Annotated in this window: 29 protein-coding genes; 10 read left to right on the top strand and 19 right to left on the bottom strand. The window is 62.8% G+C overall.

All coding sequences use genetic code 11. The annotated features are described in order from the left end of the window. Window positions 1-130: 130 nt before the first annotated feature. Both ABVV53_RS13785 and ABVV53_RS13780 read right to left on the bottom strand, forming a co-directional pair. Window positions 131-1,114 (bottom strand): FecR family protein, encoded by a 984-nt coding sequence (locus ABVV53_RS13785; protein WP_353985000.1) that lies wholly within the window; start codon window positions 1,112-1,114, stop codon window positions 131-133. 107 nt (window positions 1,115-1,221) lie between these two features. After that, the gene (locus ABVV53_RS13780) at window positions 1,222-1,722 is read right to left on the bottom strand and encodes a sigma-70 family RNA polymerase sigma factor (protein ID WP_353985020.1); all 501 of its coding nucleotides are present in this window, start codon (window positions 1,720-1,722) and stop codon (window positions 1,222-1,224) included. A 203-nt stretch (window positions 1,723-1,925) separates the two neighbouring features. On the opposite strand from ABVV53_RS13780, the gene ABVV53_RS13775 reads away from it, so the two are divergent. Then, window positions 1,926-2,351, top strand: a complete 426-nt coding sequence (locus ABVV53_RS13775; RefSeq protein ID WP_353984999.1) for a hypothetical protein — start codon at window positions 1,926-1,928, stop codon at window positions 2,349-2,351. Window positions 2,352-2,373: 22 nt separating this feature from the next. Here the strand turns inward: ABVV53_RS13775 and ABVV53_RS13770 are convergent, their stop codons facing one another. From ABVV53_RS13770 to ABVV53_RS13690, 17 genes are all read right to left on the bottom strand, one after another. Next, window positions 2,374-2,724, bottom strand: coding sequence for a hypothetical protein (locus ABVV53_RS13770; RefSeq protein WP_353984998.1), 351 nt, complete (start codon window positions 2,722-2,724; stop codon window positions 2,374-2,376). Between the two features lie 73 nt (window positions 2,725-2,797). Continuing rightward, window positions 2,798-4,048, bottom strand: a complete 1,251-nt coding sequence (locus ABVV53_RS13765; RefSeq protein ID WP_353984997.1) for an LPD7 domain-containing protein — start codon at window positions 4,046-4,048, stop codon at window positions 2,798-2,800. Next, window positions 4,038-5,936 (bottom strand): type IV secretory system conjugative DNA transfer family protein, encoded by a 1,899-nt coding sequence (locus ABVV53_RS13760; RefSeq protein ID WP_353984996.1) that lies wholly within the window; start codon window positions 5,934-5,936, stop codon window positions 4,038-4,040. Before ABVV53_RS13760 ends, ABVV53_RS13765 begins: the two co-directional genes overlap by 11 nt. Next, window positions 5,914-6,906 (bottom strand): P-type DNA transfer ATPase VirB11, encoded by a 993-nt coding sequence (virB11, locus tag ABVV53_RS13755; RefSeq protein ID WP_353984995.1) that lies wholly within the window; start codon window positions 6,904-6,906, stop codon window positions 5,914-5,916. The genes ABVV53_RS13760 and virB11 overlap by 23 nt, the downstream gene beginning before the upstream one ends. Next, window positions 6,903-8,147 (bottom strand): type IV secretion system protein VirB10, encoded by a 1,245-nt coding sequence (gene virB10 / locus ABVV53_RS13750; protein WP_353984994.1) that lies wholly within the window; start codon window positions 8,145-8,147, stop codon window positions 6,903-6,905. The genes virB11 and virB10 overlap by 4 nt, the downstream gene beginning before the upstream one ends. Window positions 8,148-8,151: 4 nt before the next feature. Next, entirely contained in the window at window positions 8,152-8,997 is an 846-nt protein-coding gene (locus tag ABVV53_RS13745) for a TrbG/VirB9 family P-type conjugative transfer protein (protein WP_353984993.1), read from the bottom strand. Beyond that, window positions 8,994-9,680 carry a VirB8 family type IV secretion system protein gene (locus ABVV53_RS13740; RefSeq protein WP_353984992.1) on the bottom strand — a complete coding sequence of 229 codons (687 nt, stop codon included), beginning with the start codon at window positions 9,678-9,680 and terminating at the stop codon, window positions 8,994-8,996. Before ABVV53_RS13740 ends, ABVV53_RS13745 begins: the two co-directional genes overlap by 4 nt. 9 nt (window positions 9,681-9,689) lie before the next feature. Further along, window positions 9,690-10,007, bottom strand: coding sequence for a hypothetical protein (locus ABVV53_RS13735; RefSeq protein WP_353984991.1), 318 nt, complete (start codon window positions 10,005-10,007; stop codon window positions 9,690-9,692). Between the two features lie 11 nt (window positions 10,008-10,018). Then, complete coding sequence (locus ABVV53_RS13730; protein WP_353984990.1) at window positions 10,019-11,035, bottom strand: TrbL/VirB6 family protein; 1,017 nt, start codon at window positions 11,033-11,035, stop codon at window positions 10,019-10,021. A 50-nt stretch (window positions 11,036-11,085) separates the two neighbouring features. Then, window positions 11,086-11,397, bottom strand: coding sequence for a hypothetical protein (locus ABVV53_RS13725; RefSeq protein WP_353984989.1), 312 nt, complete (start codon window positions 11,395-11,397; stop codon window positions 11,086-11,088). A gap of 2 nt (window positions 11,398-11,399) precedes the next feature. Continuing rightward, window positions 11,400-12,116: a type IV secretion system protein gene (locus ABVV53_RS13720; protein ID WP_353984988.1), complete on the bottom strand. Its 717-nt coding sequence runs from the start codon at window positions 12,114-12,116 to the stop codon at window positions 11,400-11,402. A 12-nt stretch (window positions 12,117-12,128) separates the two neighbouring features. Further along, window positions 12,129-14,510 (bottom strand): VirB4 family type IV secretion/conjugal transfer ATPase, encoded by a 2,382-nt coding sequence (locus tag ABVV53_RS13715; RefSeq protein ID WP_353984987.1) that lies wholly within the window; start codon window positions 14,508-14,510, stop codon window positions 12,129-12,131. Further along, window positions 14,500-14,844, bottom strand: a complete 345-nt coding sequence (locus tag ABVV53_RS13710) for a VirB3 family type IV secretion system protein (protein WP_353984986.1) — start codon at window positions 14,842-14,844, stop codon at window positions 14,500-14,502. Before ABVV53_RS13710 ends, ABVV53_RS13715 begins: the two co-directional genes overlap by 11 nt. Before the next feature lie 6 nt (window positions 14,845-14,850). Next, window positions 14,851-15,189, bottom strand: a complete 339-nt coding sequence (locus tag ABVV53_RS13705) for a TrbC/VirB2 family protein (RefSeq protein ID WP_353984985.1) — start codon at window positions 15,187-15,189, stop codon at window positions 14,851-14,853. 22 nt (window positions 15,190-15,211) lie between these two features. Next, a complete protein-coding gene (locus ABVV53_RS13700; RefSeq protein ID WP_353985019.1) occupies window positions 15,212-15,844 on the bottom strand; it encodes a lytic transglycosylase domain-containing protein in 633 nt (210 codons plus the stop codon). Between the two features lie 36 nt (window positions 15,845-15,880). Next, complete coding sequence (locus tag ABVV53_RS13695; RefSeq protein ID WP_353984984.1) at window positions 15,881-16,273, bottom strand: hypothetical protein; 393 nt, start codon at window positions 16,271-16,273, stop codon at window positions 15,881-15,883. Window positions 16,274-16,336: 63 nt separating this feature from the next. Further along, entirely contained in the window at window positions 16,337-16,645 is a 309-nt protein-coding gene (locus ABVV53_RS13690) for a hypothetical protein (protein ID WP_353984983.1), read from the bottom strand. Between the two features lie 138 nt (window positions 16,646-16,783). On the opposite strand from ABVV53_RS13690, the gene ABVV53_RS13685 reads away from it, so the two are divergent. The 9 genes from ABVV53_RS13685 to ABVV53_RS13645 all read left to right on the top strand — a co-directional run. Further along, window positions 16,784-17,038 carry a hypothetical protein gene (locus ABVV53_RS13685; protein WP_353984982.1) on the top strand — a complete coding sequence of 85 codons (255 nt, stop codon included), beginning with the start codon at window positions 16,784-16,786 and terminating at the stop codon, window positions 17,036-17,038. Between the two features lie 487 nt (window positions 17,039-17,525). Then, complete coding sequence (locus ABVV53_RS13680) at window positions 17,526-18,176, top strand: hypothetical protein (RefSeq protein WP_353984981.1); 651 nt, start codon at window positions 17,526-17,528, stop codon at window positions 18,174-18,176. Between the two features lie 281 nt (window positions 18,177-18,457). After that, a complete protein-coding gene (locus ABVV53_RS13675) occupies window positions 18,458-19,156 on the top strand; it encodes a DUF7146 domain-containing protein (RefSeq protein WP_353984980.1) in 699 nt (232 codons plus the stop codon). A gap of 74 nt (window positions 19,157-19,230) precedes the next feature. Then, window positions 19,231-19,743 (top strand): thermonuclease family protein, encoded by a 513-nt coding sequence (locus tag ABVV53_RS13670; protein WP_353984979.1) that lies wholly within the window; start codon window positions 19,231-19,233, stop codon window positions 19,741-19,743. Between the two features lie 337 nt (window positions 19,744-20,080). Beyond that, window positions 20,081-21,859: a ParB/RepB/Spo0J family partition protein gene (locus ABVV53_RS13665; RefSeq protein WP_353984978.1), complete on the top strand. Its 1,779-nt coding sequence runs from the start codon at window positions 20,081-20,083 to the stop codon at window positions 21,857-21,859. Between the two features lie 89 nt (window positions 21,860-21,948). Beyond that, window positions 21,949-22,161 (top strand): hypothetical protein, encoded by a 213-nt coding sequence (locus tag ABVV53_RS13660; RefSeq protein WP_353984977.1) that lies wholly within the window; start codon window positions 21,949-21,951, stop codon window positions 22,159-22,161. After that, the gene (locus ABVV53_RS13655; RefSeq protein WP_353984976.1) at window positions 22,139-22,759 is read left to right on the top strand and encodes a DUF6884 domain-containing protein; all 621 of its coding nucleotides are present in this window, start codon (window positions 22,139-22,141) and stop codon (window positions 22,757-22,759) included. Before ABVV53_RS13660 ends, ABVV53_RS13655 begins: the two co-directional genes overlap by 23 nt. Before the next feature lie 260 nt (window positions 22,760-23,019). Further along, a complete protein-coding gene (locus tag ABVV53_RS13650; RefSeq protein ID WP_353984975.1) occupies window positions 23,020-23,328 on the top strand; it encodes a DUF7673 family protein in 309 nt (102 codons plus the stop codon). 311 nt (window positions 23,329-23,639) lie between these two features. After that, on the top strand, window positions 23,640-23,926 hold a 287-nt coding region (locus ABVV53_RS13645; protein WP_353984974.1), incomplete at its 3' end, for a GNAT family N-acetyltransferase.

The following is a 23,926-nucleotide window of genomic DNA, read 5'->3' as shown; positions in this document are numbered from 1 at the left end:
ATCGCGTTCCTCTTGCCGAAGTTCATGGCTCATTCTCCTTCGCTATTGCGAACGAGTCGCATAACCTCAACGAACCGGCGGCGGCGGATTCCGAAAAAAAGTGAACTAGGCTGGAAAATTCGCTCGCAGGCTAGCGGACCGTCACGATCCGCATCCACGGCGACACGTGTGTGACTGTCACGTTCTGCACGCGCACCAGCGCTTGCAGCGCGCGGTCGGGATCGCGCAAATCGTAGAGCCCACTGACATGGCGCGTCTCGAGGCCGGGCCCGCGCGCAAGGATATAGCCCTGGTACCAAGGGCGGAGGCGGTCGATGACGTGACCAATTGGCTGATCGTTGACGAACGCCACTCCCTCGCGCCAGCTCGCCACATGATCGGGCCGGATCTCGCCGCGGGCGGTTTCCCCGGCGTTGTCGACCGATACGGTCTGGCCCGCCGTCAATTCTATCCGTTCCGGCTGCGCGCCGCGAGGCGGCACAACTGCGACCCTGCCGCGCTGTACCGCGACCTCCGCTCCGGAATCGGTCTTGCGGACGGAAAAGGCGGTGCCGAGGACGGTGACGGTGCTTTCGCCCGTAGTGACCCTGAACGGCCGGCTCGCGTCGCGCACGACGTCGAACCAGGCTTCTCCACGAAGCAGGTCCAGGGTCCGCCCCTTTGCACTTTCTTCAAACGCGATGGCCGACCCCGGTGCCATGAATGCCGTGCTGCCGTCGTCGAGCTCGACCCTACGCAGTTCGCCCGTCCTGGTGATCTCGTCCGATTGGAGGTGCAGCGCCAAGTCAGGCACAACGGCCCAAGCGAGGCAGGCTGCCAGCGCGGCGGACGCCAGCGCCGTGACGGGCGATAGGCTCCGGAGGCGACCGGGCAGAGCCAATATTGCCGACATGACGGGTCCGGTCCGGGCCACCGGGCCAGCGGCCGTCATCAGGCGCGAAACGCGCTCCGTTTCCTCCCAGGCTTCGAGATGAGCGGGGCTGGTGGCGAGCCAGTCCATGAATTCCAACTGCAGCGCGGCGTTGTCCGGCTCGTCCTCTAGCTGGATCAGCCAAGCGCTCGCTTGACGACTGAGATTGTCGTGCCCTCGATCCGCCTCAGTTCCTCCGCGCATGCCCTGTTCCATAGTTCGCTGATCGCTGGCGCTCGACGAGCGCATTTCCATCGCTTTACGCATTCAACGAACGGGAGGACCACAATTCCGGGAATTTCTGCAATCGATCACTCGCCGCGGCGCAGCGCCAGCTTGCAGAACTCAACGGCATCGATCACCAGCGAGTGCGCCAGGCTTCTGGAAATGCCTAACTCGGCCGCGATCTCGATCAGCTTCATTTCCTCGAAACGGTGCATTTCGAATGCGCGGCGCGTCCGCTCCGGCAGTTGCACCAGCGCGCGTCGGAGCGCGGCGAGCTCATCCTTCGCCTCGGCGCCGGCGTGTTGCGAAGGACGATCGCTCGGCACAAGAACCGCAGCGACTATATCCGCCGAGGCGAAAATCTGTGTCTCCCGCCCTTTGCGCCGTTGCCTGTCCAGGGCCAGGTTCTGGACGATCCGGAAGAGATAGCCGTTGGGTTCCTCTAGGATGCGCGCACTGGTGATCGAACGGAATCGTAGCCAGGCTTCCTGCACCACATCTTCCGCCTCGACGGTATCTCCCGTAATCCTCGTGGCGTAGCGTAATAGGTCTGCTTGCGCCGCAAGGAACACCTGTAGGGTATCCATCTTAGACACCCGGCGCTGCTCCAAATCTGCCATTGATAGTATCTAAGCCGAGTAGCACTTCCTTTATTGCGAACCAATCGCAAATGCGCGATTGTCACTGACCCCTCAGTTTGACGAGGATATGTCACAGCTCAAAGTAGTGCATTCTCGCAGCTTGGAGGCGGCGAAAGCGAAACTGCCGTGCAGTGGGTTAGGAGTCGAGAATGAAGTTCTTCTCAGTGGCCTGCGCCTTAGCGGCCGTCACCACGGCGCTTGGCGGGTGTGCCGTGGCGGATACCCCGACGAGTTTGCCAGAGCCCAATGTGGTTATGGCCGCAAACCCGCCGCCGCCTTTCACCTACTGGGCTCCAGTAGGATCGACGATCCGCAACCATCCTCGCGAGGCGGATATTTGGATCGCGGAAGTCGATGGTCGCCCGGCGGAGTATTATTTTGGCGATCAATGCCACGCGTCTCAATATCAGCGCTTTGTCGGACAGCATTTAGACGCCTTGCCGGAGAAGCCGGCCAACGCGATATGGCGGACCGCTTGTGCGACCTGCGCTGTAACATCTGACCTTCAGCGCAAGCGCATGAACATTGCCTATGAGGACGACACGCGCGAAATCACGGCGATTTCCTGCGGATGAGACAACTACAGGCCGGAGCAATTCAATCGCATTTCCGCCCGATGCCGACCGTCATGGAGCCATCCATGCTGGTAACGGGGCGCGAAACAGCGCGGCAGTTCTTCCCTTTGGCGGGTGGACGAAGCGCCTGGCGCTCTTCGGCCGTCATGCACACCTGCTCACGAAGCCATTGATCGGCGAAAGCTTGCCCGTCGAGGCGAACCCGGCGTCGATAGCGCGACTGGTAACGGGACTTCTCGGCCGGCGATAGGGATTCGAATGTGCAGGCTCGCGTTTCCTGCGCCGGCGCTGGTTCCTGTGCGGCAAGGGGCGAGGCCGCCAAACCGCTGGCAGCAAGTGCGGCAAAGGCGGCAAGGTAAAATTCGGTGCGCATCGAGGCCTCCTATCTTAACAAATGTTTTCCTGAACCGAGCAGGCCGGTGGCACGTGCCACCGATCTGCCACGGTCATCGAGTGCGCGATGGGGAGCGCTCGGGTTGCCGGAGGACGGTATTCTCACGCGTCAGGCGCTCCGCTTCATTCTGGCGCTGTTGCTGCTGGAAACGAGCCGCTTGGACCGATGAGCCCGATTCAAGGCGCTTTGCGACCGCTTCCTTGACCTTCTCAATGAAGCGATCCCGATCCTTCTGCTCCGGGAACCGCGTGCGCGCCTCGATCGAGGCGGCCAGCACGTGCGACTGTGCGGCCTGGAATTGCGGATTGGCCGCATTTTCGCGATGCGAGTTGCGCCGAAACTGATCGGCCGCCGTGCGGGCTTCCGAAGGGTCTTTCTTTGCCATGCTCGCTGCCTTCGCTGGATCTTGTGCCTCGCGGGCCTTGTCCCTCGCCGCCAAGCGCTCGCCTTCGAGCTTGAGTTGAGGGGTGGGCTTGTAGCCTGTGACCTCGAGCCCGGCCCGTGATGCTTCGAGGTAGACCGCCTTCTTGAAATCGTCGCTCCCGTTTACGCGGATTGTTTGCCAGCCATTATGCTTGGCGATCGCCACCGCATCGCCGATGGCGTGGTCCTTGTTGATGCGAATGCCATCTTTTCCCTTGAGGGAAAGGTCTGGCCTGTCGTCCCGGCCGCTTCTGAAAAGCTCGCCGCCAACACGCAGATATTTCCGCTCGAGCTGGGCAGGCAACGTGAGGTCGGCTGCCTCGCCCTCTTTTCGCCGGCGGTTCAGTTCGTCGTCGTTATTCTGTTGCGACGGCACGCCTTCGAGCGATGGACGGTTGCGGGGGCCTTCGAGATCATCACGCGATTTGTCGCGGGGTGAAGCTGGCGAGCGATGCCGACGCTCTGGTTCTGGCTCAGAGGAGTCCACAACTGTTTCGTATTTGCCTCGCCTGCTGTTATAAACCTTGCGGACGGGGGCCGCGCGTTCTGGCGGTTTCGGCCAGGCATCAACATCCGCTTGGGCAGCGCGCTCGCGAGCGCCTAGATCATGTTCGCTGGTGCCTTGGCGCAATGCCCTGTCATATTCCCGAACGGCGGCGCTATAGAACGATTTGACAGGTGTGGAGCCGTCATTCTCCCAGCTCGTTGAGACGAGGGGCACACTGGCGGAGCCAGTCTTCATTGTCACTGCCTCAGCTCGCGAGTTTCCGACCAGGGCCCTCATAGCCGCTGGGAAGCTGGGAAACGATTGCGACTGGCCAATGCCAGCGACCTCGTAAGTGCGATCCACCTTATCGGGAGTGGTGTCATCAGCGGCCATAATCTTCTCCCTCGCTTAAGACCAACTCCCGGCGCCGATTGTCCGCTTCCTCCTTCGAGGGATCGGGACCGAGAATGTCGTCAAAGTCGATGTCATCGAACGCGAAGCCGCTCTTGACCGTCAGGCCAGGCATGTCGCGTTCGAGCGCCAGCACGTCGACCGGCAAGTCTTGAATCTGATCGGGAGCCAGGTTGTCGCAATCATTGAAGCTGGCAAGCGCTTCATCGCTCAAATCATCGAGCACAGCGAGCGGGGCCGGGGGCGTAGGCAGGGCCTGCACTTCCGGCGCCGGCAGCACCCGGCTCTTGAACACCTTGTCCCGATAATACCTGATTTTCTCGCCGCGAACGACGGGAATGCCGCCGCGGATCACGAGCAAATCGGAATCCGGCATTTGCATCAACTCTTGCGGCAGCATCAGCGCGCGGCGCTGTTCCGAGATCGTCTTGCTCCGATTGGCGAGCATCCCGTGAATCGTGAGTGAGCGGCTTTCCTGGTTCTGCCCGTGAAAGCCGAGCCGTTCCGACAGCTCTTTCGCTACCCGCAGCTCCTTCGGCGTGAAGGCAATTTCCACGCCGCAGTTCGCAACAATCTCGTCTGCTCCGTGCTCGCCGTAGACCTGGCGGAGCTGCGAGCGCGATTGAATCACCGGAAGAAGGCGCATCCCGTAGCCGGCGACATAGGAGAACGCATTGGCGATCACCTGGGCGCGGCCGAGGCGCGCAAATTCGTCGAGGATGACCAGCACATTCAGCTTCTCATCCTCGCCGGGGAGCTGTCGGGTATTGAGATCGACGAGCTGCTGAAAGAACAGGTTGTAGAGCGGCGCTACCCGGTCGAGTTCATCCGGCGAGACGCCGAGATAGATCGAGGTCGGCCGACGACGCAGATCGGAGAGCGAGAAATCGCTTTCGGCCGTCGCGCGGTCGACAACCGGATTGATCCAGAGGTTGAGCTTGGCGGTGATGCTCTGGACAATGCCCGTGAACGTATTGTCGGCGCTCGACGTGAAATCCGACAGCGCCGCGCGGCAGCCGTCGGATAGCGCGCGATCGCGCGCTTCGCTGCCAAAAAACGCCTTCATGCCCGGCATCGTGATCGTGCGGTAGATCTCGCCAAACGTGAACGGCCGTTCCGGCTTTGCCGCGATCCACGCTCCCACACCGACAAAGCCGGTGCGGGCGGATTCGGTCCAGAAGGCTTCGCCCTTCTCTGGCGGAACATAGAGCATGGTGGCGATCTTCTGCAGCTCCACCAGCACTTCTATTGGGTTGCTTCGGTCGATGTAGCTCAGGGGGTTGTAGCGAGCCGTCCGGCCCGCCTTGTCGGTCGGATTGAACAGCACGACCTTTTGGCCGCCATCCTTCCGGAAGCGCGCCGTGGCGGCGAAGTTCTCTTGCTTCACATCGAGGACCACGACCGAGTCCTGCCACGACAGCAGATTCGGGATGACAACGCCAACCCCCTTGCCGCTTCGCGTCGGCGCCTCGAGCAAGACATGCTCAGTCCCGCCGAACAGGAGGAACCGTCCGCCAGCTCGGCCGAGCAGGATGCCGGATTTGGCGCGAAGCCCCGCCTTGGCAATCTCGCCCTCGCGCGCGAACCGCGCAGTTCCGTGAAGGTCCTTTTTCGGCCGCAAGACCATGACGAGCCCCAGGGCCGTAAGCGGCACTGACACGACCGCCGCCAGGCCGAGCGCATCCCTCACAACCGGATCGTGCCGGTAATACCAGTAGAAGCGCGGAAGGTTCAGCGGATCGTATGCCCCCATCGGCAATTGGAGAATGAACCAGGCCACCGTTCCCGTCACGAGCGCGACGAACAGCAGGGCGACGGGAAGTGCGACAAGCGCTTTCGTTCGTGCGCTAGAGCCTGTTCTGAGGGTCAAAATAAATCTCCGTGACGCGGAATCGCCCGTCGATCTTCTTGGTCTGCACAACCACGTCCACGAGCAGTTTTAGGAGGCTCCGGATATCGTCCCGGGCGAGATCCGCGCCGCCTTCGCTTTCCTTCACGAGCAGCGTCAGTTGCTCAAACGCCAGCTCGGCCGAGTCAGCGTGAATCGTTGTGATCGAGCCAGGATGGCCCGAGTTGACGTTCCGCAGGTAGAAGAATGCCGTCCCGTCGCGCAGCTCTTGCAACAGGATGCGGTCAGGCCGCATTCGCAGCGCTGATTCCAGCAGGTCCTTCGCCGTGATTTTGGCGGTGCCCTGCCGATCCTTGGCATAGAGCAGATGCACCACATTGCGGTGCGGCACCACCAGCTCCCGCGTGTCCTCGATCGTCAAAAGCCGCTCATGCGGCGGGATGAGCTGAATGAGGCCCTTCGATAACGTCGTTTTACCCGAGCCCGTTGCGCCGGAAATGAGGATGTTCTTGCGGCTCTCGACGGCCAGCTTGAAGAAATCGACGTGCTGGCCTTCTGCCAGCAGTTCGCTCAGCTTTTCGTCAACGGGCGATACCCGGCGCGTTACGATTTGCGTCTCGCTGAACAGGCCGCCGCGCTCGAAATCCTCCATCGTCAGCGTCACCGACGAGGGCTTGCGGATCGTGATTGAAACCGTGCCCGCCGGAACGGCGGGCGGCACCACGAGCTGGACACGCTCGCCCGTAGGGAGGATCGTGGAGCAGATCGGCGCAGCCTGGCTAATGTCCTGATGCGTGAACGCCGCGGAGGCGCGAGCCAGCGACAGAAGCGATTTCTCGTCCAAGCCGGCGAGCTCTTCCCATGTCCAGCCTTCCCCGGTCTCAATCGCCGCTTCGTGCGGGCGATTGATAACGACTTCCGTTACGTCCTCGCGGTCGAGCAGAGGGCGCAACGGAAGCAGCGCGTTTTCGAGGACGGCCGTATTGCTCATCGGCGCATCTGGAGCCCGTAAATGTCCGAGAAATCGAAATCTCGGGCTACCATAATGCCGACTTCTGCGCCTTGGTTGACCTTGAGCACCGGCTGAATTTGCGTCGTGTCGCGCAGGATCGTCTCGCTTGCGCGCGACGGCGCGCGGGTCGTCTCGTCTGCGTTCGTAACGGAGTCAGCCAGCACATCCATGCCGTCGTCGAGCGCGCTGAACAGCAGCGCCGCACCGAACCGCTCCCAAAAGTAGTTCTCCACGCCGCCAGCAATGCCGGCGCGGCCGAGCGCATCGCTCGCCGGCGAACCGACGTCGACCGCCACGCCGCGCGGCGTGACGGCGCGGTTCCACATCACGAAGAGCCGATAGCGGCCGCGCGAAATCCCGGCCTGGTATTCGCCGAGGACGCGTGTTCCCTTTTCCAGCAGCACGACCCGGCCATTGTCCGAGTAGACATCGCGCGGGATCACGCAGCTCGCATATCCGGGCTGACTTGAATCCATCGCTGTTTGCAGCACGCACGGAATGAACGTGCCGGCCAGAATCAGCATGTCCCGATTGCCAATCGAGCGGCCTGAGACGCGCGTAATCTCCGATGTGTTGCGAAGGTTATCGAGCGTGGTCCGACCGCCACCCGGGCGGCTGTCATCGCCTTGCGACATTGCGGGAGCGCCAAGGGCACTGCCCTGCGCGCCGCCTCCGGTGATACCCGAGAGTGCGCCGCCGATCCCGCCGCTATCGGTTCTTCCGCCGAAGGCCATGATACCGGCGCGGCGCTGCGCTTCGGCGATGATTTGCGCCTCTGACTTTTGCGGCCGCCCGTCAGTGGTGGCACGTGCCACCCCTGTTTGTTGTCCATCGAGAGCCGGGACTTCCACCGGAGCGTTCGGATCATTTGGCGCGTCCGCAAGCGTCGGTGCAATGATCGACGCGGGGTCATAATTCGCCAGCGCCCCCTGGTCCGGCTCTTCGGCTTGCTCGGCATCCTGCGTCGGATCGCCACGCATCGCGTCGATCGCGCCGAACCCAAGCACCAGGACGGCAGCGGCCACCGATGCGAGTACAATTGCCCGCTTGGAATCAATCCCTCGCCCGGGCAGCGCTGCAATCTTGGACTGGCGCTCGCCTTCGCGGTCGATTTCATCCGGATCGGGCACCGGCTCGCTCGCCAGCGGCCGATTTTCCACGGCCTCACCTTCCGAAATGATGTTCTCGCTTTCGCGGCCGTTTTCCGTTTCGTTCGCCATCGGCTTACTCCGTCGCGGTGGTGCGCTCGACCAGCTCGGAAGCTGTGTCGGTTTTCGGGTCCCGCCCGTAGTAGTTGGGCGACTGATTATGGATGCAGAGCACTTCGAGACCGCGGCGCAGCCGGATCGTTCTGTAGATTCCGTGCAGCACCACGTATTCGTCGCGAACGTCGAATGACGCGACGCCCTCCGATCCGTCCGGATTGACGACGAAGACCGCTGGCAGCTCCCGTTGGTTCGGGAACCGCATCACCGTGAACTGCCCATTGTCCGAGACTTCGGACGGCTGAATCGCCGTCGAGCCCTGGACCACGTAGTTGGTGTTTCGCGACCCTTCGAGCACGCCAATGTCGAGCGCGCTTTTCACCAGTCCCCGCTCCGCCGCCTCGAGCGCGGCGAGCTGCGCCGAGGCTTCCATTGCGCGCCGCTCCGCTGCTTCTTGTTCGGGGTAGCGGAAGATGACCGTGAAGAACCCCGTCCCCCGGTGCGTCGGGGTGAGCGCGAAACGATAGGTGCGCGGGCCGTAACGCGATCGCGTAATTACCGTGAGGTTCGTCGCGCCCGCCCTCTCGCGCGGCTTGACGAACAGCGAGCTAGCCGCCGGCGCCACTTCCCACGACACGCTATCTCCAAGGGCGACGTGCTCGACGGTTTCGCCATCGGAGAAACGGATCTCCGTCGCGATCCGGAACACCCCCGGAATTTCGAACACCTGCGCTTCGTTATAGACCGCCTCCCGAATGCGCGGATCATGCTGCGTCGGGTTGGGAATGTCCTCGGCGAAGGCCGGCGCTGAAACACCGGCGAGCGCGGCGGCCAGCACCCCGCGCGCGACAAACTTGCGGATCATGATTCTGGAACCTCCACGTCCGAGCGGTAGCTTTCGACTTTGTAGCCGAGCGGATTTTTGAAGCGGTCGGCCTCTTCGCTTGGCGTTCCGCCTACGCTGTATTTGATCGTCGCAACGGCATCCGTTGTCGTCGAAGTTGTCCCCGCGCGGGCTTCCTTCGTGAAATAGACCTGGGCAACATTGTCGCCGAGGAATGAAATGCGCTTGATTTCCACGAACACGTCCGTCCGATCGGCCAGCACATTTTGCGGGCTTAGCGGATTGTCCGTCTTGAAATATTGCGTCCAGCGCTCTTGTTCGGGGCGCGCCGACATGACCATGACATTGTCGAAGTATTCTTGCCGCGCGGCTCCGATCCAACCTTCGCGATAGCGAACATAGGTTGCGAGGAAATACTTCGCGACCGCCTCGTCATAGGTGATCGAGGCATCACCATGAAGGCCAGCGGTAATCTCCGCCTGGCCCGTGTTGCGGTCGACGCTGATGACGTAGGGCTGGACCGTCTTGAGCGGCGTGAGCATGGCCACCGCCGCCACGCCGGCCACGGCGAGCGCGCCGGCGACACCTGCTACGGCCCACGCGAGCTTCTTGGAGCGTTCGGCCGATCTTAGCCGATCCTGCTCCCAGCTCGCAGCATCAGCGAAATAGGTTTTCAGCTCATCCTTGGGGACACCAACAGCCATCGTCCAACCTCAACAGTTCGAGAGAATGGGCTGGCGCAGCGCGGCGCTCAGCCGAGGAACCTCGATTTGCCCCGAGGCGTCCGATTGTTCATCGCCGGGCGCGGCGGCTCCCTCTGCCCCCCGATCAGGCGGGAACACATCGACTTGCGCCGGCGGCCCCGATCCTTGCGACGACGGTTCGCTGCGCGCGCTCGGCAGCGACGGCAACGTGACGCCGTAGGGATTGGCGGGCCGCAATTCCCCCTTGCACTTCGTTGGTTCCTCGACCGGCGGCGTTACGCATGCCGCCAGCGCCAGGCAGAGTCCGAGTCCGATCATCTTGCGCATATGCAAACCCCTTAAGCTCGACTGATTGTGTTCCCCCGCCAGCGGCCATAGGCCGCCCGTGCGCCGCCGTAGGCGCGTCCCCAAGAGAAGCCGCCGCTGCTACCGCTCGTTTGAGCGGCACGCCGCGCGGCGGCCGATTGAACAGGATTGATGGCGCTGGCGAATTGCGAAACCATCGCCGCGCTGCCGCCGCCGAGAGAGGCTGCAATCCCCGGTATCTGGAAGAAGAAGAACGCAGCGAGGACGTAGAAGGCGATGATGCGGATGCAGGTGGTCCAAATGTTGTTGAAATCGCCGTCGAACGTCGCAGTCGCAGAAGCTGCGACATTGGAGACTACCAAAACCAGCAAGAGAGCGAACAGCGAGAGCATCAGATAATTGACGACCGTGCCGAGCCACGAGAAGAAATAGCTTCTCGTAGAATCGAAGAGCAGCGCGGCGACAAAGATCGGCCCGACGACCGCGAGGACGGCTAGCGCGAACAGCGCGTAGAGCACTATGACGAAGCCAACAGCCAGCGCGAACAGCGCGGCAATGGCCGTCAGCAAGATAATCACTGTCGCGCCGATGGCCTGCAGAATCGCGGCTGCGGCGCCGGGCATGTCCATGAACGTTACGTTCTCTTGGACATATTCGTTGGTTGCTTGTTGCATAGCCGCGAGCGCTTCATCGACCCTTGCCCACATTTGATCGAAGGAGCCGCCCACACCATCGGGGGAACCGCTGATGATGCCCGCAAATTCGTTCGGCAGACCCGTCACAATCATATTGGCGATCGTGCCGCCGTAGAGCGACGTGACCGCCCAATAGACTGCGGCGAGCATCAGGGCGCGATAGACGTATTCGCGGAACGGATACTGGACCGCGCCACGCAGAATCGCGCCCCCCAGGAGAATGATGTAGATTATCATGCCCGTGCGGAGCGGGCCGGAGATCCATCCTACGAACGCAGCGTAGTTCGATATGACCGACGAATTGAGCTCGCCGACAAAGCCTTGATAGGCGTTCGTGAATAGATCGTATTCCACCGAAGGTCCCCGCGTTTCGCCTTAGCCGCCGCAATTGGCAGACGTTGTTGTCACTGCCCCCTCGCCGCCGCTGCGGCGCGTGCGCGGCGCTCTTCCAAAGCGCGCGATCGTTCGATGGATGCGATGTTCGATTTGATGCTTCCGCAATTTCGCCAAACCGGAATCGGCAGATCGTCGCGACGAAGCTCACTGTTCATGATCTCGTCGCACTCGGCCACGATCTCGGGAATCCGATCTTCGTTGGCCTTAAGCCAATCGGTGTCTCGGTAAGTCATCAGGACTTCGGGAAACTCAGGCGTGCGATCGCAGCCAGCTAACGAGCTGGCTGCGATCGCGGCGCCGACGAGTATTCTCTTGTTCATCTTCATTGCCCCTCCGCCGCCGCTGCGGCGCGTGCGCGCCGATCTTCCAGGGCGCGCGACGATTCAGCTAAGGTTTCAGCCAATCGTGCGCTGGCTTCGGCCTTGCGGGCGCGTTCCATAGCCTCAACGCGCAGTTGGTCGTTCATCATGGAGGCCGTTTCGAGCTGAATGCGCGCTTGGAGATCAGCGACTTCCTTGGCGGTCGACGCCGTCGCCAGTCGCGCGCGCAACTCATCCAGGCCCTCGCCGCGCGACATGGCAGCTTCGCCCATGCCTTGCGCCATCGCCTTGTCCATTGCGATCATTCGCGCGTTCTGCTCAGCGCCGCCTCGCGCGCCGTCGGGCACCACACCCAGCCTTTCCATCAGATCCTGGTAGACCGCGTTCGAGCGCGCGCCGTATCCGGAATTGCCCGCTCCAAAATCGCCGCGCGCCATTTGCTCGAGCGAGTTCACGTCGACGCCGAGCGTGCGCAGCGAGTCCGTCTTGAGCTGGTCCGCGATCGAGGAAATGTCGGTCAGCTTGTTGAGGTCGTTGTAGAGCCTTTGGGCCTCGGCAATCTGCTCGCGGCCCTGCTCGATCATCTGCATGGTGTTCTGGATTTGCTGAATATGCTTCAGCAGCGCCGCATTATCGTAAACCGGAATGCCTTGGGCCACTGCCGGCGCCGACACCGACAAGGCCAAGGCTGATACGGCCACAGCGATTGTTCGCTTCATCGTCTCACTCCTTCAGCTTGAGCGCCGGCGTCGGTGGAATTCCGGCAACCAGACTCTCGGTTCATTGCCGACTTCGGCAATCACTTCGCGGGCAACCGCGGTCGTTTCCGCGCGGCCCGACAGCACGGCCAATTCGTTGTCGAGACCGTTCAGATCGAGCGCGACAACGACGGAATCATGCCCCTGCTTGACGAGAAATTTGCGGCTCTCCGGCGAGAGCTCTTCGCGGACCAGCTTGAATTCCGCTTCCGACAGCGAGAACCCCTCGACGTAATCGCGGCGCTGCCCGAACGGGTTGGGGAGCAATATCTTCGTCGCGACTTGCTCAAGGATGGAATGGCTGATCGTGGAGCGCAGCGCATCGGCCGGCGACTGCGTTGCGAACACGAGCAGCGCATTTCGCTTCCGATAGGTCTTGAGACCGTCCTGCGCGAAGGCGGTGAACGCCGGGTCCGCCAGCGCCTTCCAGAATTCGTCGATCGCGATGACCATGCGTTCGCCGGTCAGCAGGGCGTCGATGCGCTCGAACAGGTAGAGCATGACCGGCGTGCGGATCTCCGCATTTTCGAGGAAATCCGTCATATCGAAGCCCATGAAGCGGCCTTCGAGCGACATGGAATCTTCCGGATTGTCGAACACCCAGCCTAGCGAGCCTTCGGAGGTCCACTTGACCAGGCGCGCGCCGACACCGCCCGAATCCGACATGCCGAGCATCGTTCGCAGAGCCGACAGCGAGCGTTGCTCGCGCGGCAGCTTCATCACCGAGTCTATGCCGTCGTCTATCAGGTGCGATTCCTGAACCGTGATCGGCGCGCCCTCTTGCTTCACGAGCTGGCGGACGAAACGGCCGAGAAACGCCCGATGCTCCGCCGTGTTGTCCAGCGCCTTGAGCGGCGCGAAACCCGTCGGCTCGCCGTTGCGAAGCGCGAGATAGGTTCCGCCGCTGGCGCGAACGAAAATCTCCGCGCCCTGGTCCTTGTCGATGAAGATGTGCCGCGCGTTGAACTTCTCGAGCTGCGCCATCAGGAAATTGACGAGGACCGTCTTGCCGCCACCCGAAGGGCCAATGACCATCGTGTGGCCCAGATCGCCGTTGTGGAAATTGAAATAGTAGGGGCTCCGGGCACTCGTCTTGAGCAGCGCGACCGCAGGCCCCCAATGGTTGCCATCTTCGTGGCCTGCCGGGAACGTGTGAAACGGCGCGAAGGCGGCGAAATTGCGCGACGTGATCGGCGCGGGCCGCGCCCGCCACGCAAAATTGCCGACGAGCTGCGACCAATAGGCCGCTTCCAGAGCCGCGCCCTCGCGAGCCGCAACCATACCGGTATCGGCCAATGCGGCGCGCGCGACGGACATATTGTCGCGCAGCTTTCGCAGATCATCGCCGAACACCGTCAGCGTGAAATGATGATCGCCCAGGACGAAGCGGTTCGACTGCAGATCGTCGGCCGCGTCTATCAGCTCGTCGTGCTGGCTTATCGCGCGATCGCCGGCGTTCTCCATCTGCGTCATGCGCAGTCGGAACTTTTCGGTCGCACTCGCCCGCGAGAGAAACGTGAACGATTGCGTGATGGCGAAGCTGAAATCGACCGACAGCAACGATTCAAACTGGCGGGGCGTCGTGCTGGCGGGATACTCGCGAATGCCGAAGATCCCGCCGAAGGTCGAATAGTCCGCGTCGCGAACCTCGAATGTTTCGGCACCGATAACCGCCCGGCTTGCATAGAGGGCCGAGCCCAAGTGCCCCCGCACGAGCGGGCACCGCCGATAGCGCCCCGTCAGCACTTGGTTCATGATTTCCATCGGCTCCGAGAAGAGCAGGCCGCGGAAATCGTAGAGCCCAAGCCGCCGCGGCCGAACACGGACCAGCAGCTTTTCCAGATCGCGAACCTTGTCCTCGAGCAGTTCGAGCGCTTCGCTGATGCTTACATTCGGGTCCGCATCCTTCTTGCGCAGGAAGGACAGCAGCTTGTCGCCGGCGTGTACGTTCGGCCGAACCACGACCGTCAAAAAGAAGCGGTTGCGGAACATCCGCTCGCCGGTCATCCGCTCATAATATTTGCGGTCCAGCTCGGCCGCAAAATGCGAGCGGAACGTACCGCCCGGATAGTCGCGCACGCGCATTCGCAGGAGGTGCGTCCAAACCGACACCCGCTCATCGTGAATGTTGCGCCACACTCCGTTGAGCTTGGTGTGCCAGTCATTCAGATCGCGAACGCCCGAAGTCTCGAAGGCCCGGCCATCGACTTCGAGCATCAGCATCAAATCGCCGTTATCGAGCGCAATCACGTGCTCATCCACGTGCCGCGAATACGGCAAGAACTTCTCCGGAAGCTCTTCGCGCTTGGCCTTGTCCAGCGGCACTTTTTCCGCGAGCGCGCTCTTACCGAACATTCCGCGCGAATCCTTTTCTCTTGAGGCCGTAGAGCGGAAGCGGCGTGTAACTGGACCCGCCCCAAAAGACCCTGTTTCGATTGGCGGCCTTCGTGCGGCCCCACATGAACAGCAGCCGGAAGGCATTCACGTCATGGCGCACCACGAGGCGCGCGATTGCGTAGAGCACGATCGACGCCGCGAGGCCGTAGAGGGGGTTCCCCGTCCCAACGAGCGTGATAGCGCCCGTCAGGATGATGAGGCCGCCGGCCTCCATGGGAACCCCCGCCCACATCGCGGGGCGTGTGACGGCCAAGAACAGCGGGTCTTTGGCGATTGGCTCCGGACCGTCCATCGCGCGTCAACCTATGACCGTATCGACGATCCAGGGCGCCGAGAACATGATGACGATGCCGATGAGAACCGTGACGAACATCTGGACGGACGCCCGGCCTGTCAGCCACAGCGCGCCCACGACGATTAAGGCGATGATCGCCAGCGTCCGCAGCAGGCCATTCGACAGCAGGCCGAGAATGTTATCGGCCAGGCCCTCGAAATTCTGAGCGTAGGCCGGTTCCGCAACGACCATGCTGGCCAGCAGCGCCAACGGCAGCGCCCGCGCCATTTCCGGCGACGGCCTCATGGCGGCGAGCAACGCGTTGAGCTGCCTTTCCGCCCGGATCTTCAACTTCTCCAACATGACAAACGCTCCTTTCGATTGACTACGGGTTTGCGCGGACGAACGCCGTCCGCGCGAACACATCCCACGCAGGCGGCGGTGGCGCCGGTGCCACCGTATTCTCCGCTGCGATCTGCTCGGGATTCAGTTCGGCCGAGGCCGAACCCTCGCCGGCTTCTGGAGGCGCGCTAAGCGCAACGAGCGTCGGAATGCCGGTTGTCGGCAGGCCGCTCACCCTGCGGCCCGCAAGTTCCACGCGGGCGACGTAGCCGTTGCGGAAGCCTCGCGATTGTGAGCCGGTGTTATACATGCTGAGCGCGACCCGCAGCGCCTGTTGCGGCGTGCGGCCGTCTCTCACCGAGCGAAAATTCGTCAGCAGCACGCGGCCGGCCGCCTCGACATTCACGCAGGGCTCGAACACGGTGTCCCACGTCAGCCCAAGCCAACGCATGTTTTTCGAATTGATCTGGCCTAGGCCCATGTCCACCGAATGGCCGCGCTCCACATAGGCTTTCGCCGTGGCGATGGCTTCGGCTTCGCTACGCGGACGGCGCGGTTGCCGCGCCAGTCCGTTCACATTGACTGCATAGAGATAATTGCTCGATTCCGCTTGGACGATCGCGGCAATCGTGTGTGGCGCCACCGCGGGGGCGCATTGCGCCGCCAGCGATAGCACTGCCCCTGTCTCGAGAAACACGACCCCCGCCCCGGACTACTGGAGTTCGACGTTTCGCGGCACCTTCCATTCGGGAGGCTGGCCGGGAATGGTCGGCGCGGTTAGCGTGCGGCCTTGATAGAATGTCTGGCGGCGGCCGTCAGACCATTGGACCGTCAGCCGTGCCGGGCGGCCGTCATCCGCCTCGTCGTAATCGGTGTCGCGGATGCCTGAACCCGTGCAGGTCGGGAAGCCGCCGCCGAACGCCAATGTCCGCCAGAGTTTCGTGATCGGCGGGACGCACGCTGAATACTGCGTCGGGCCGCCTGGGTTGGAGAGGCACAGAACGACCTCGCAAGCCCAGGTGTTGTCGTCGGCAAACGCCGGGGGCGCCGACAGGACTGACGCCCCCGCGAGAGCGCCGGCGAAAGCGAGATGGAAAGGCTTCATGCGCATTCTCCCTAGTCACCGCGATAATGCAAAATATCACGGCGCAGGAGAATGTCACCCCCCTTAGAAGGCGCTCTCGCTTTTTCCGGCCTTGTTGGGGATGACAGTTATGTGTCCCTCGTCATACCCGTAGTCGAGGATCACATGCCGAACCGCCCGGTTAAGTCGCTTGTAACGCTTAAGTGTTCGGCGCTCCCAAAGGCAGACATCCAGCCATTTACTGCCTTTCCACGACACTTGTACGTTGATGATCCATTCGCTCGTGTCGAGCTGAACAATTGCCACCGCGAGGATTTGACCGCCTGCCGGACGCCGCGTTGTCAGTTCCTTCTCGTAGATCGGCTCATGTTCGGTCACATCCTTTGGTAGCATCGTGATTTATCCCTATTTCCAGATGAACGTCATACGCCAGTCGCGGCGGAAACATAAAGGTGCACGCACGTTTTCACCTTGGAGCCGCCCGAGCACCCTGCTAGATTCCACCGCAAAATCATCAAACCCCACGAGATTATGCCCCGCCCGAAGCGCCAAGAAGATCCTCTCCTGCCGGTGCCGCTCCCCAGGCGGCGCCCGAGCCGTGCTAACACGCGCAACCTCGTTTCGGCAGTGAAGCCCGAACTGGCGCAGAAGATCAAATCTCTTGCCGACGTTGAGCAGACCAGCGTTGCCGCGTTGCTCGAGGAAGCCTCGATCAATCTCTTGCGCTCGCGCGGGATCGAGTATCCCGACTATCTGCGCCACTACCAGCGAGAAGCAGCCGGCTGAATTCAGCCGTTTATAGCGTGCATGCACGCTTATTCTTGCAATGCTGGGAATCTTACCGCACTAGTTGCGACCGAATCCGGCAACGGATTCGGCGAAAATCTCTGTCTGATTCGGGAGGGCTAGCCCGGAGATGGCAGAAACGAAAAACCCTCGCGGGCTAGGCGAGGGCTGATCGTGCCACTGTAAGAGGGCGAGCTTTGGTCGGCTCCCTCTATCAGCGGTTCGACAGCGAAAGTCAACTCAAAAGCATCGCTTTTGAGAACGACGGCGCTTGGCTTCGCGAGGCCCACCGAGGGAGGGCCTTAAGATGAGTGTTTCCATAGGCGCCGCGCTAGCGCGCGGCGGGCATGCCGCGGCGGCGCAGCTCGCGCCTAGCCGCGGCGCGCGCCCGTCGAGCGCCGATCGCGTCGTAGATCTTCTGCGATCGCTTTCCCGCCTCACCAGCGCAACCCAGGTCAACGATTTCCTCCGGCTGTTGCACAGCCAATTGTCGCAGCTCGCCGGCGGCCCGCTGGACGACCGCGAAACGCAGCTCATCCATCGCATGGCCGAGGAACGCCGCCTCGAGCTGCAGGATGCGCGAGAACGCCGTCTCCCGCCAACGCACAGTTACTTCCCGACGCGGCCGAGATCGGAGCAGTCGCGCCCCGAGGCCGCGAGCGGGAAGCGCAATCCGCTCCGCTGGGCGCGCAAGCGCCGCCTTGGCGGCCTCGCCGCCCTGCCCCCGATCGCTGACTATAACGACTTCACCGAGGGCGAACGCGCCGTGCTCTATATCGTCGCGGCCGACATGCGCGCCTATGGTGCTTGCCGCTGCACGACGCAGGAGATCGCCGATCGTGCCGGCGTAGGCCGAACAACCGTGCGCAACGCGGTGCGCAAGGCCCGGGAGCTCGGCATGGTGAAGGTCGACCACCGCCCGCAATGGCGCGGAAAATGGCTCTCCAACATCATCACCATCGTCTGCAAGACGTGGCTGTCCTGGCTTCGTCGCTTCCGACCGAAGCTCGGATTTAAGGGTGTCAAAAAAGCGAAGCCCACAGATACCTCCGGGTTTAATCTTACAAGAAGCCCCGATTTTCAGCCGCCGAAACGCAGCCAAAACCACAGTTGGAAGCGGCAGAAGGAATGGCCCTAGTGGGGCCATGCGCTTTTATTGGCAAAATCCCGAGCTGTTGTGCCCTACCGTGAAGTATGGCAATTTCGCGGTGTCCGGATAACGTAGACGGAAGAAGTTCGATGTCGATGGACGTTGACTCACGCGCACGGAAGATCGTGCAGGACATGAAGGGCCAGTGGCGCGGCTCGTATGGCATGGTCTGTTGCCCTGCCCACAACGACCGAACTCCGTCACTCCAGGTGACGCCGGGCCGCTCCGCCGTGCTCTTCAAATGCTGGGCCGGCTGCTCGCAAGAGGCAGTGCTTGCCGCCCTCAACAGCCAGAAGATCAATCGCCACACCAGCGGCGAGCACGGCGATCGCCCTGCCGAGCCTTCACGGCGCAAGCTGGCGCTTCAGATTTGGGATTCCGCCGTGCCGATCGCGGGCACCGCGGCCGAACGCTACCTGCGCTCGCGCGCGATCGACCCCGCCGGCCTCAAGGTTCGCTTCGCCCCGCGCTGCCTGGTCGGCCCGCCCGACGATCGCGAGGAACACGCGGCGCTTCTCGTACCCTTTGAGACCGACGAGGGCATAATCGCCGTGCAGCGGATCTTGCTCGACCCGGCAACGGGCGAGAAACGCTACCATGCCGGGCTTCGCGAGGCGAAGCTTACGCTCGGCCTGGTCCGCAACGCGGCCATGCGTATCGGCGGCCAACCTACCGGCGACACTCTGCGCCTGGCCGAAGGTTTCGAGGAAGCCGTTTCCGTCACCCAGCTCAGCGAGGGCCGGTTGAAGGTGTGGGGCGCGGGCGGCATCCGCCGCTATGGCCTCATAGCGATCCCCGAACGCATCCGGAAAATCGTCATCTATTCGCAGCACGGCCCGGAAGCGGCCGAGGCCATAGAAGCCGCGCGCGAACACCTCGTCGACAACGGCCGCGAGCTGAAAATCATCCTTCCTCCCGCACCGGCGCCGATGGACTGGAACGACATCTTGAAGGAGCGCGCCAAGTGATGATGGGTAGCTTCAAAAAATGGCCTACTCACCAAAAGATTGTCCTGCCGATCCTCGTCGTCCTGGGTTTCGGAATGCTGGTCAACGAGACGCAGCTACGCGAGCCGAAGCCGGTCAATCTCCAGGTCGAAAACCCCGAGATCGTCGACGGTGACACCTTCCGCATTGACGGGCGGCGCTATCGGCTGATCGGCATGGATGCACCCGATTCCGACGGGAATGGCGACATGCTCAAGACCGCTGCAGGGCTCTACCTCGAAGAGCTGGTGCGACAGAACGGGCCGATGGACTGCACGAGTGAGTTTCTGGACAAGCCGTTGGCCGCCGAAGGTATCTGCCGGCGCAGTAAGTCGAGCTGGGGGCGGCTCAATCTTTCGTGCCGGTTTCGGTCAAATGGCGCGTCGGTCGGGGCGACGATGGTGCGGCACGGCTATGCCGTCGATTACCGCCAACATTCAGGGTTGGCTTACGCCGCGTTGATGAAAGACGCAGCGCGGGAGGCCCGCGGACTTTGGGGCGTCGATTATCGGGCGATGCGGCAGCTCGCGATCGAGCGTGGCCGGTTGCCGGAATCGTGCGCGAAGTAGGAGCCGGGAACCCGCTCTATTCCGCCGCGCGGCTGCGCCGCACGGCTCCACGGAGCCGCGCAAAGGCGTCTCCGCCCATACGGGTGACGATCAGGGCTAGTTTGATGGAGCGGCCCTACGGCCGCGCGTCATCAGTGGTGGCACGTGCCACCGGGGGAACAGCCGGGACGCCGCCCCGCGTTCCCCGAAGGAAAATGGACAGGGCCGAGGCTCGCTTCGCTGCGCCCGCACCAACCCCGTCAATTTTCCTTCTCCCCTCCCCACCCCGCTCCTCGCCGGAGCGGCAGGGCCGCAGCCGCAGGCAGGCGGCCTTGCCGACCAAAGAAGGAGTGAAACCATGACCATCCAGACTATCGCATTGAACAAGCTCGCCCTTTCCGAACTCAATATGCGGAAGGTGAAGCCGAAGGCTATCGACGCCATGGCGGCCGATATTCAGGCGCGCGGCGTCCTGCAGAACCTTGTCGGCTACGAAGAGGGCCAGAAGGTCAAGATTTGCGCCGGTGGACGGCGTTACCGTGCCTTGAAGCTGTTGCAGAAGCAGAAGGCCATTCCCGGCACGTTCGAGGTTCCCGTTGAAGTCCGCAGCAAGGACGAGGCGTTGGAAATCTCGCTTGCCGAAAACGCACAGCGCGAGGACATGCACCCCGCCGACGCCGTTATGGCCTACCGGGCAATCATCGACAGCGGCAAAGAGGTCGAGGACGTTGCTGCGTCGTTCGGCGTCTCCCCGGCCTATGTGCGGCGCGTGTTGAAGCTGGCGGCGCTGCATCCCACCATCCTCAAAGCCTTCCAGAAAGACGAAATCGGCATGGGATCGGCACAGGCGTTTGCGCTGACCGACGATCACGACCGCCAGTTGGAGGTTTTCAAGCGCACCGGCGACAACCCCCATCAAATCCGCGCGATGCTGACGCAGGAGAAAATGGCCGACGACGACAAGTCTTTTCAGATCGTGGGCGAGGAAGCCTATCTCGCCGCTGGCGGCACCTTCACCACCGACCTGTTCGGCGAGCGGCGCTATTGCGACGATCCCGGCCTTGTCATGGACCTGTTGCAAGACCGGCTTGAGGCCATCGCCAAGGCGGCGCGCGAGGATGGTTGGAGGGATGCCGAGGCGCAGCTTTCCCGGCCTGACAGTTTTTGGATGCGGACCCATCTTGAACCGGCAGGCGAACGCGAGCCGACCGAGGACGAAGCCGCCGAGCTGACGCAGATCGAGGCCGCTATTGCCAAGCGCGAAAGCGAGATCGAGGACGACGAGCACTTTTACGATGACGAGCTGCGCGACCTGGGCCGCAAGCAGAAGGCCATTCTCGGCAGCCTCAAAGTGTTCACCGACGAGCAGAAGGCAGAACACACCCTGATCGTCTTTGTCGGCTACGATGGTATCGACCAAGTAGCGTTCACCCGTTCGAGCAGGGGCAGCGCTGGCGCTGACGGCCCGAAGCCGCCGCGCCCCGACTACTCGCAGAAGGTCATGGACCAGCTTGGCGCTATCCGCACCCTCGCCGTGCGGGAGGCGGTAGCGGGCGACCCGGAATTGGCGCTGGACGTGCTCTTGAACGGCCTTCTCGCGCAGGTTCAGGGGCGTGGTTTCAGCTTCGAGCAGGCGGCGGAAATCCGGGCCGAGAATAGCCCGTTCCACATCGACGAAGCGGTTATGGCCCATTCGTCCATGCGCGAGATCGACGAACTGGCAGAAGCGGACCTTGCGCGCGTTGGCGAGGAACCGACGCTGGCGACCTTCCGCGAGATCGACACCGAGACGAAGCTACGGCTTCTCGCCTACTGTGTTGCCTCGCAGATCACGAGCCTTTCGTTCCATAGCGAGCGTGACGACCAGTTGGCGCAGATCGCGGAGGCGGCGCAGATCAACATGGTCGAGAAGTGGGAGCCCAATCAGGCGTTCTACGACCAGCTTAGCAAGGCCACGTTGTTCAAGCTGTTGGCCGAGGGATGCGGCGAAGGTGCCGTTGAGAACTGCCAGAAGATGAAGCGGGCCGACCTTGCGGTTGCCGTCAATGAACGGCTCGCAGGCCGAGGCATCCTGCCCCCGGCGCTCCGCATGACTGCCATGGCCGAAGTCGCCGACAGCGAAAGCAAAGCGGCATGAGCCACGGGGGGCGCGAATCTCACTCCCGCGTCCCCCGCAACCTTTGGGGTGGTGGCACGTGCCACCACCTCGCCTTTCCGGAGGCACCTATGGCCCGCCATCCCGTCACCCGAGAGCCGCGCTACTATCCGACGCCGAAAATCATCGGCCAGCAGCCCGACCTATTCGGCGGCCCGACCGTCACCCACGAGGTTCCGCGCCGCAGTGTTCCGAACAACTTCGGCCGCCAGCTTCTCGCCTATCACCTTGCCGATCACATCGCCGACCTGGAGATCGATCATGAAGCCTCTCCGCAGCCTTGACCGTGACACGCGCCGCGCGCGCCTTCTCGCCGCCCGCACCCGGCCCGTTGGAGGTATCAATCGCAAGGGAATCTTCGCGGGCGATTGGGACCGTGGCAGCGTCGTCGGCCAGTTCCGCAGCGGGCGCGGTTCGTGGCGGGGCCTTGCAACCTACAAGTCCCCGCCCGCGCCGCGCGCCGTCTACCTTGTCGCTTGCGTGAGCCAGAAGGGCGAGGAACCCGCCCCGGCGCGCGCGCTCTATCGTTCCGATTGGTTCCGAAAGGCGTGCGCCTATGTCGAGGCGACGGGCTGCGAATGGTTCATCCTTTCGGCCGAACACGGCCTTTTGCACCCCGACGCGCCCATTGCCCCGTATGACACGACGCTTGCCAAGCTGGGGGCCGAAGGCCGCGCGGCATGGGGCGAGCGTGTTGCCGCGCAGATCGACGCGGCGATAGGCCCCGATTTCGCCGGCGAGCTGATCTTTCTCGCCGGCCAGCACTACCGCGCGCCGCTCGCCGCCTATGCCGGGGACCGCGCGCGCGTTCCGATGGAGGGTCTTGGCATCGGGCAGCAGAAGGCGTGGCTTGCCGCCCAGCTCGCGGAGATCGAGCGGTGACGCTCGGCAAGCATCAGAGCTGGCGGCAATTCGAGCTGTTCGACCGCATCGAGGTTCCCGCCCATGTCCCACGCCTTAGCGGCGTTCGCGCGCCGCTCTCCGCGCCGCGCCCCCAAGCCGCTGGCTTGGGAGGGAATGGGATCATGGGTCCGCCAGATCGGTCGCTTGCTGGCCGTCGAAAAATGCTCGAGCAACCATTACGCGCGCTTTGAGCGAACCGCGCGCGAGCTAACATCGAACAATGAGAAGGACGAAGGCGTATGACCACCGCAATTGAACCTGCTTTGGGCCGGCTCTTCGACTTGGCGAAGTCCGACACCGGACAAGCGCGCCGCGTTGCGAATTTTCTGTTGGCGTGGTGGAATGGCGACGATTGGGGCTATTTCGACATTGCCGATCTTTTTGGCCTGGATTCCGCTGTGGCGGCCGATATGGCGACGGTGTTTTCCTTCCTCGCCACTCACCCCGGCGCGATCTACGCCGACGCCTTCGGATACCGTCATGATATGGCCGAGCTGGTGGAGCGCTGGCGTCCTGAGCCCACGGTGGCACATGCCACCGCCGCTTAGGCGGCTCGCAAGGGTGGCGCATGGCTGACGAAGAGTTGGTGGCCGATCCGAGTGTAGTGGCGATATGGATTCGGGGGTGGACGCTAGCTCGTGAAACATCGCCCCCTATTGAGGACCATGGCGGTTATCGTGTCGATGTTGGATGGCCGGAGCAGCGCGTTCGATATGTCTTCCCTCGCTTGTCGTCTGCAATGCGGGAGCTGGCGGGGGAGATCACTGAACCTTGGGTTCTCTTGAAAGCGTGCGCTACCCCGCCAGCAATGCGAGCGGCGCTGCCTGCGCGCTGGGCCATTCGGCCACCGGGCTTCATGATGACCTGTAACGGAACCATGGGCCGCGCCGAGGCGCTGCCCGCTGGCTATTCGCTCGATGTGACGGAGCCACTGCCCCTCGCTGTCGTCAACGTGCTTGATCCGAACGGGGAGCTGGCGGCCATCGGCCGCGCCGTGAAGGTCGGCGAGTTCGCCGTATATGACCGGATCGAAACCGAGGTCGGGCACCGGCGACGGGGCCTAGGCCGTGCTGTCATGAAGAAGCTCGAAACGCTCGCGCGTGAAGCGGGCGCGACGCGAGGGGTGCTGGTCGCGACGGCCGAAGG

Origin of the sequence: Novosphingobium kalidii, assembly GCF_040534015.1 — a bacterium.
GTDB classification, from domain to species: Bacteria; Pseudomonadota; Alphaproteobacteria; order Sphingomonadales; family Sphingomonadaceae; genus Novosphingobium; species Novosphingobium kalidii.
Note: the sequence above shows the minus strand (reverse complement) of the source record. Positions and strands in the feature narration are given on the sequence as shown.

What these genes read in the sequence shown, in the direction of transcription:
- virB11 (WP_353984995.1), bottom strand. Translation starts at nt 6,906, where the DNA reads ATGAGCAATACGGCCGTCCTCGAAAACGCGCTGCTTCCGTTGCGCCCT.
- ABVV53_RS13650 (WP_353984975.1), top strand. Translation starts at nt 23,020, where the DNA reads ATGACCACCGCAATTGAACCTGCTTTGGGCCGGCTCTTCGACTTGGCG.
- ABVV53_RS13660 (WP_353984977.1), top strand. Translation starts at nt 21,949, where the DNA reads ATGGCCCGCCATCCCGTCACCCGAGAGCCGCGCTACTATCCGACGCCG.
- ABVV53_RS13770 (WP_353984998.1), bottom strand. Translation starts at nt 2,724, where the DNA reads ATGCGCACCGAATTTTACCTTGCCGCCTTTGCCGCACTTGCTGCCAGC.
- ABVV53_RS13670 (WP_353984979.1), top strand. Translation starts at nt 19,231, where the DNA reads ATGCTGGTCAACGAGACGCAGCTACGCGAGCCGAAGCCGGTCAATCTC.
- ABVV53_RS13695 (WP_353984984.1), bottom strand. Translation starts at nt 16,273, where the DNA reads ATGAAGCCTTTCCATCTCGCTTTCGCCGGCGCTCTCGCGGGGGCGTCA.
- ABVV53_RS13740 (WP_353984992.1), bottom strand. Translation starts at nt 9,680, where the DNA reads ATGGCTGTTGGTGTCCCCAAGGATGAGCTGAAAACCTATTTCGCTGAT.
- virB10 (WP_353984994.1), bottom strand. Translation starts at nt 8,147, where the DNA reads ATGGCGAACGAAACGGAAAACGGCCGCGAAAGCGAGAACATCATTTCG.
- ABVV53_RS13785 (WP_353985000.1), bottom strand. Translation starts at nt 1,114, where the DNA reads ATGCGCGGAGGAACTGAGGCGGATCGAGGGCACGACAATCTCAGTCGT.
- ABVV53_RS13745 (WP_353984993.1), bottom strand. Translation starts at nt 8,997, where the DNA reads ATGATCCGCAAGTTTGTCGCGCGCGGGGTGCTGGCCGCCGCGCTCGCC.
- ABVV53_RS13710 (WP_353984986.1), bottom strand. Translation starts at nt 14,844, where the DNA reads ATGGACGGTCCGGAGCCAATCGCCAAAGACCCGCTGTTCTTGGCCGTC.
- ABVV53_RS13780 (WP_353985020.1), bottom strand. Translation starts at nt 1,722, where the DNA reads ATGGATACCCTACAGGTGTTCCTTGCGGCGCAAGCAGACCTATTACGC.
- ABVV53_RS13665 (WP_353984978.1), top strand. Translation starts at nt 20,081, where the DNA reads ATGACCATCCAGACTATCGCATTGAACAAGCTCGCCCTTTCCGAACTC.
- ABVV53_RS13655 (WP_353984976.1), top strand. Translation starts at nt 22,139, where the DNA reads ATGAAGCCTCTCCGCAGCCTTGACCGTGACACGCGCCGCGCGCGCCTT.
- ABVV53_RS13715 (WP_353984987.1), bottom strand. Translation starts at nt 14,510, where the DNA reads ATGTTCGGTAAGAGCGCGCTCGCGGAAAAAGTGCCGCTGGACAAGGCC.
- ABVV53_RS13735 (WP_353984991.1), bottom strand. Translation starts at nt 10,007, where the DNA reads ATGCGCAAGATGATCGGACTCGGACTCTGCCTGGCGCTGGCGGCATGC.
- ABVV53_RS13775 (WP_353984999.1), top strand. Translation starts at nt 1,926, where the DNA reads ATGAAGTTCTTCTCAGTGGCCTGCGCCTTAGCGGCCGTCACCACGGCG.
- ABVV53_RS13720 (WP_353984988.1), bottom strand. Translation starts at nt 12,116, where the DNA reads ATGAAGCGAACAATCGCTGTGGCCGTATCAGCCTTGGCCTTGTCGGTG.
- ABVV53_RS13725 (WP_353984989.1), bottom strand. Translation starts at nt 11,397, where the DNA reads ATGAACAAGAGAATACTCGTCGGCGCCGCGATCGCAGCCAGCTCGTTA.
- ABVV53_RS13690 (WP_353984983.1), bottom strand. Translation starts at nt 16,645, where the DNA reads ATGCTACCAAAGGATGTGACCGAACATGAGCCGATCTACGAGAAGGAA.
- ABVV53_RS13685 (WP_353984982.1), top strand. Translation starts at nt 16,784, where the DNA reads ATGCCCCGCCCGAAGCGCCAAGAAGATCCTCTCCTGCCGGTGCCGCTC.
- ABVV53_RS13765 (WP_353984997.1), bottom strand. Translation starts at nt 4,048, where the DNA reads ATGGCCGCTGATGACACCACTCCCGATAAGGTGGATCGCACTTACGAG.
- ABVV53_RS13705 (WP_353984985.1), bottom strand. Translation starts at nt 15,189, where the DNA reads ATGTTGGAGAAGTTGAAGATCCGGGCGGAAAGGCAGCTCAACGCGTTG.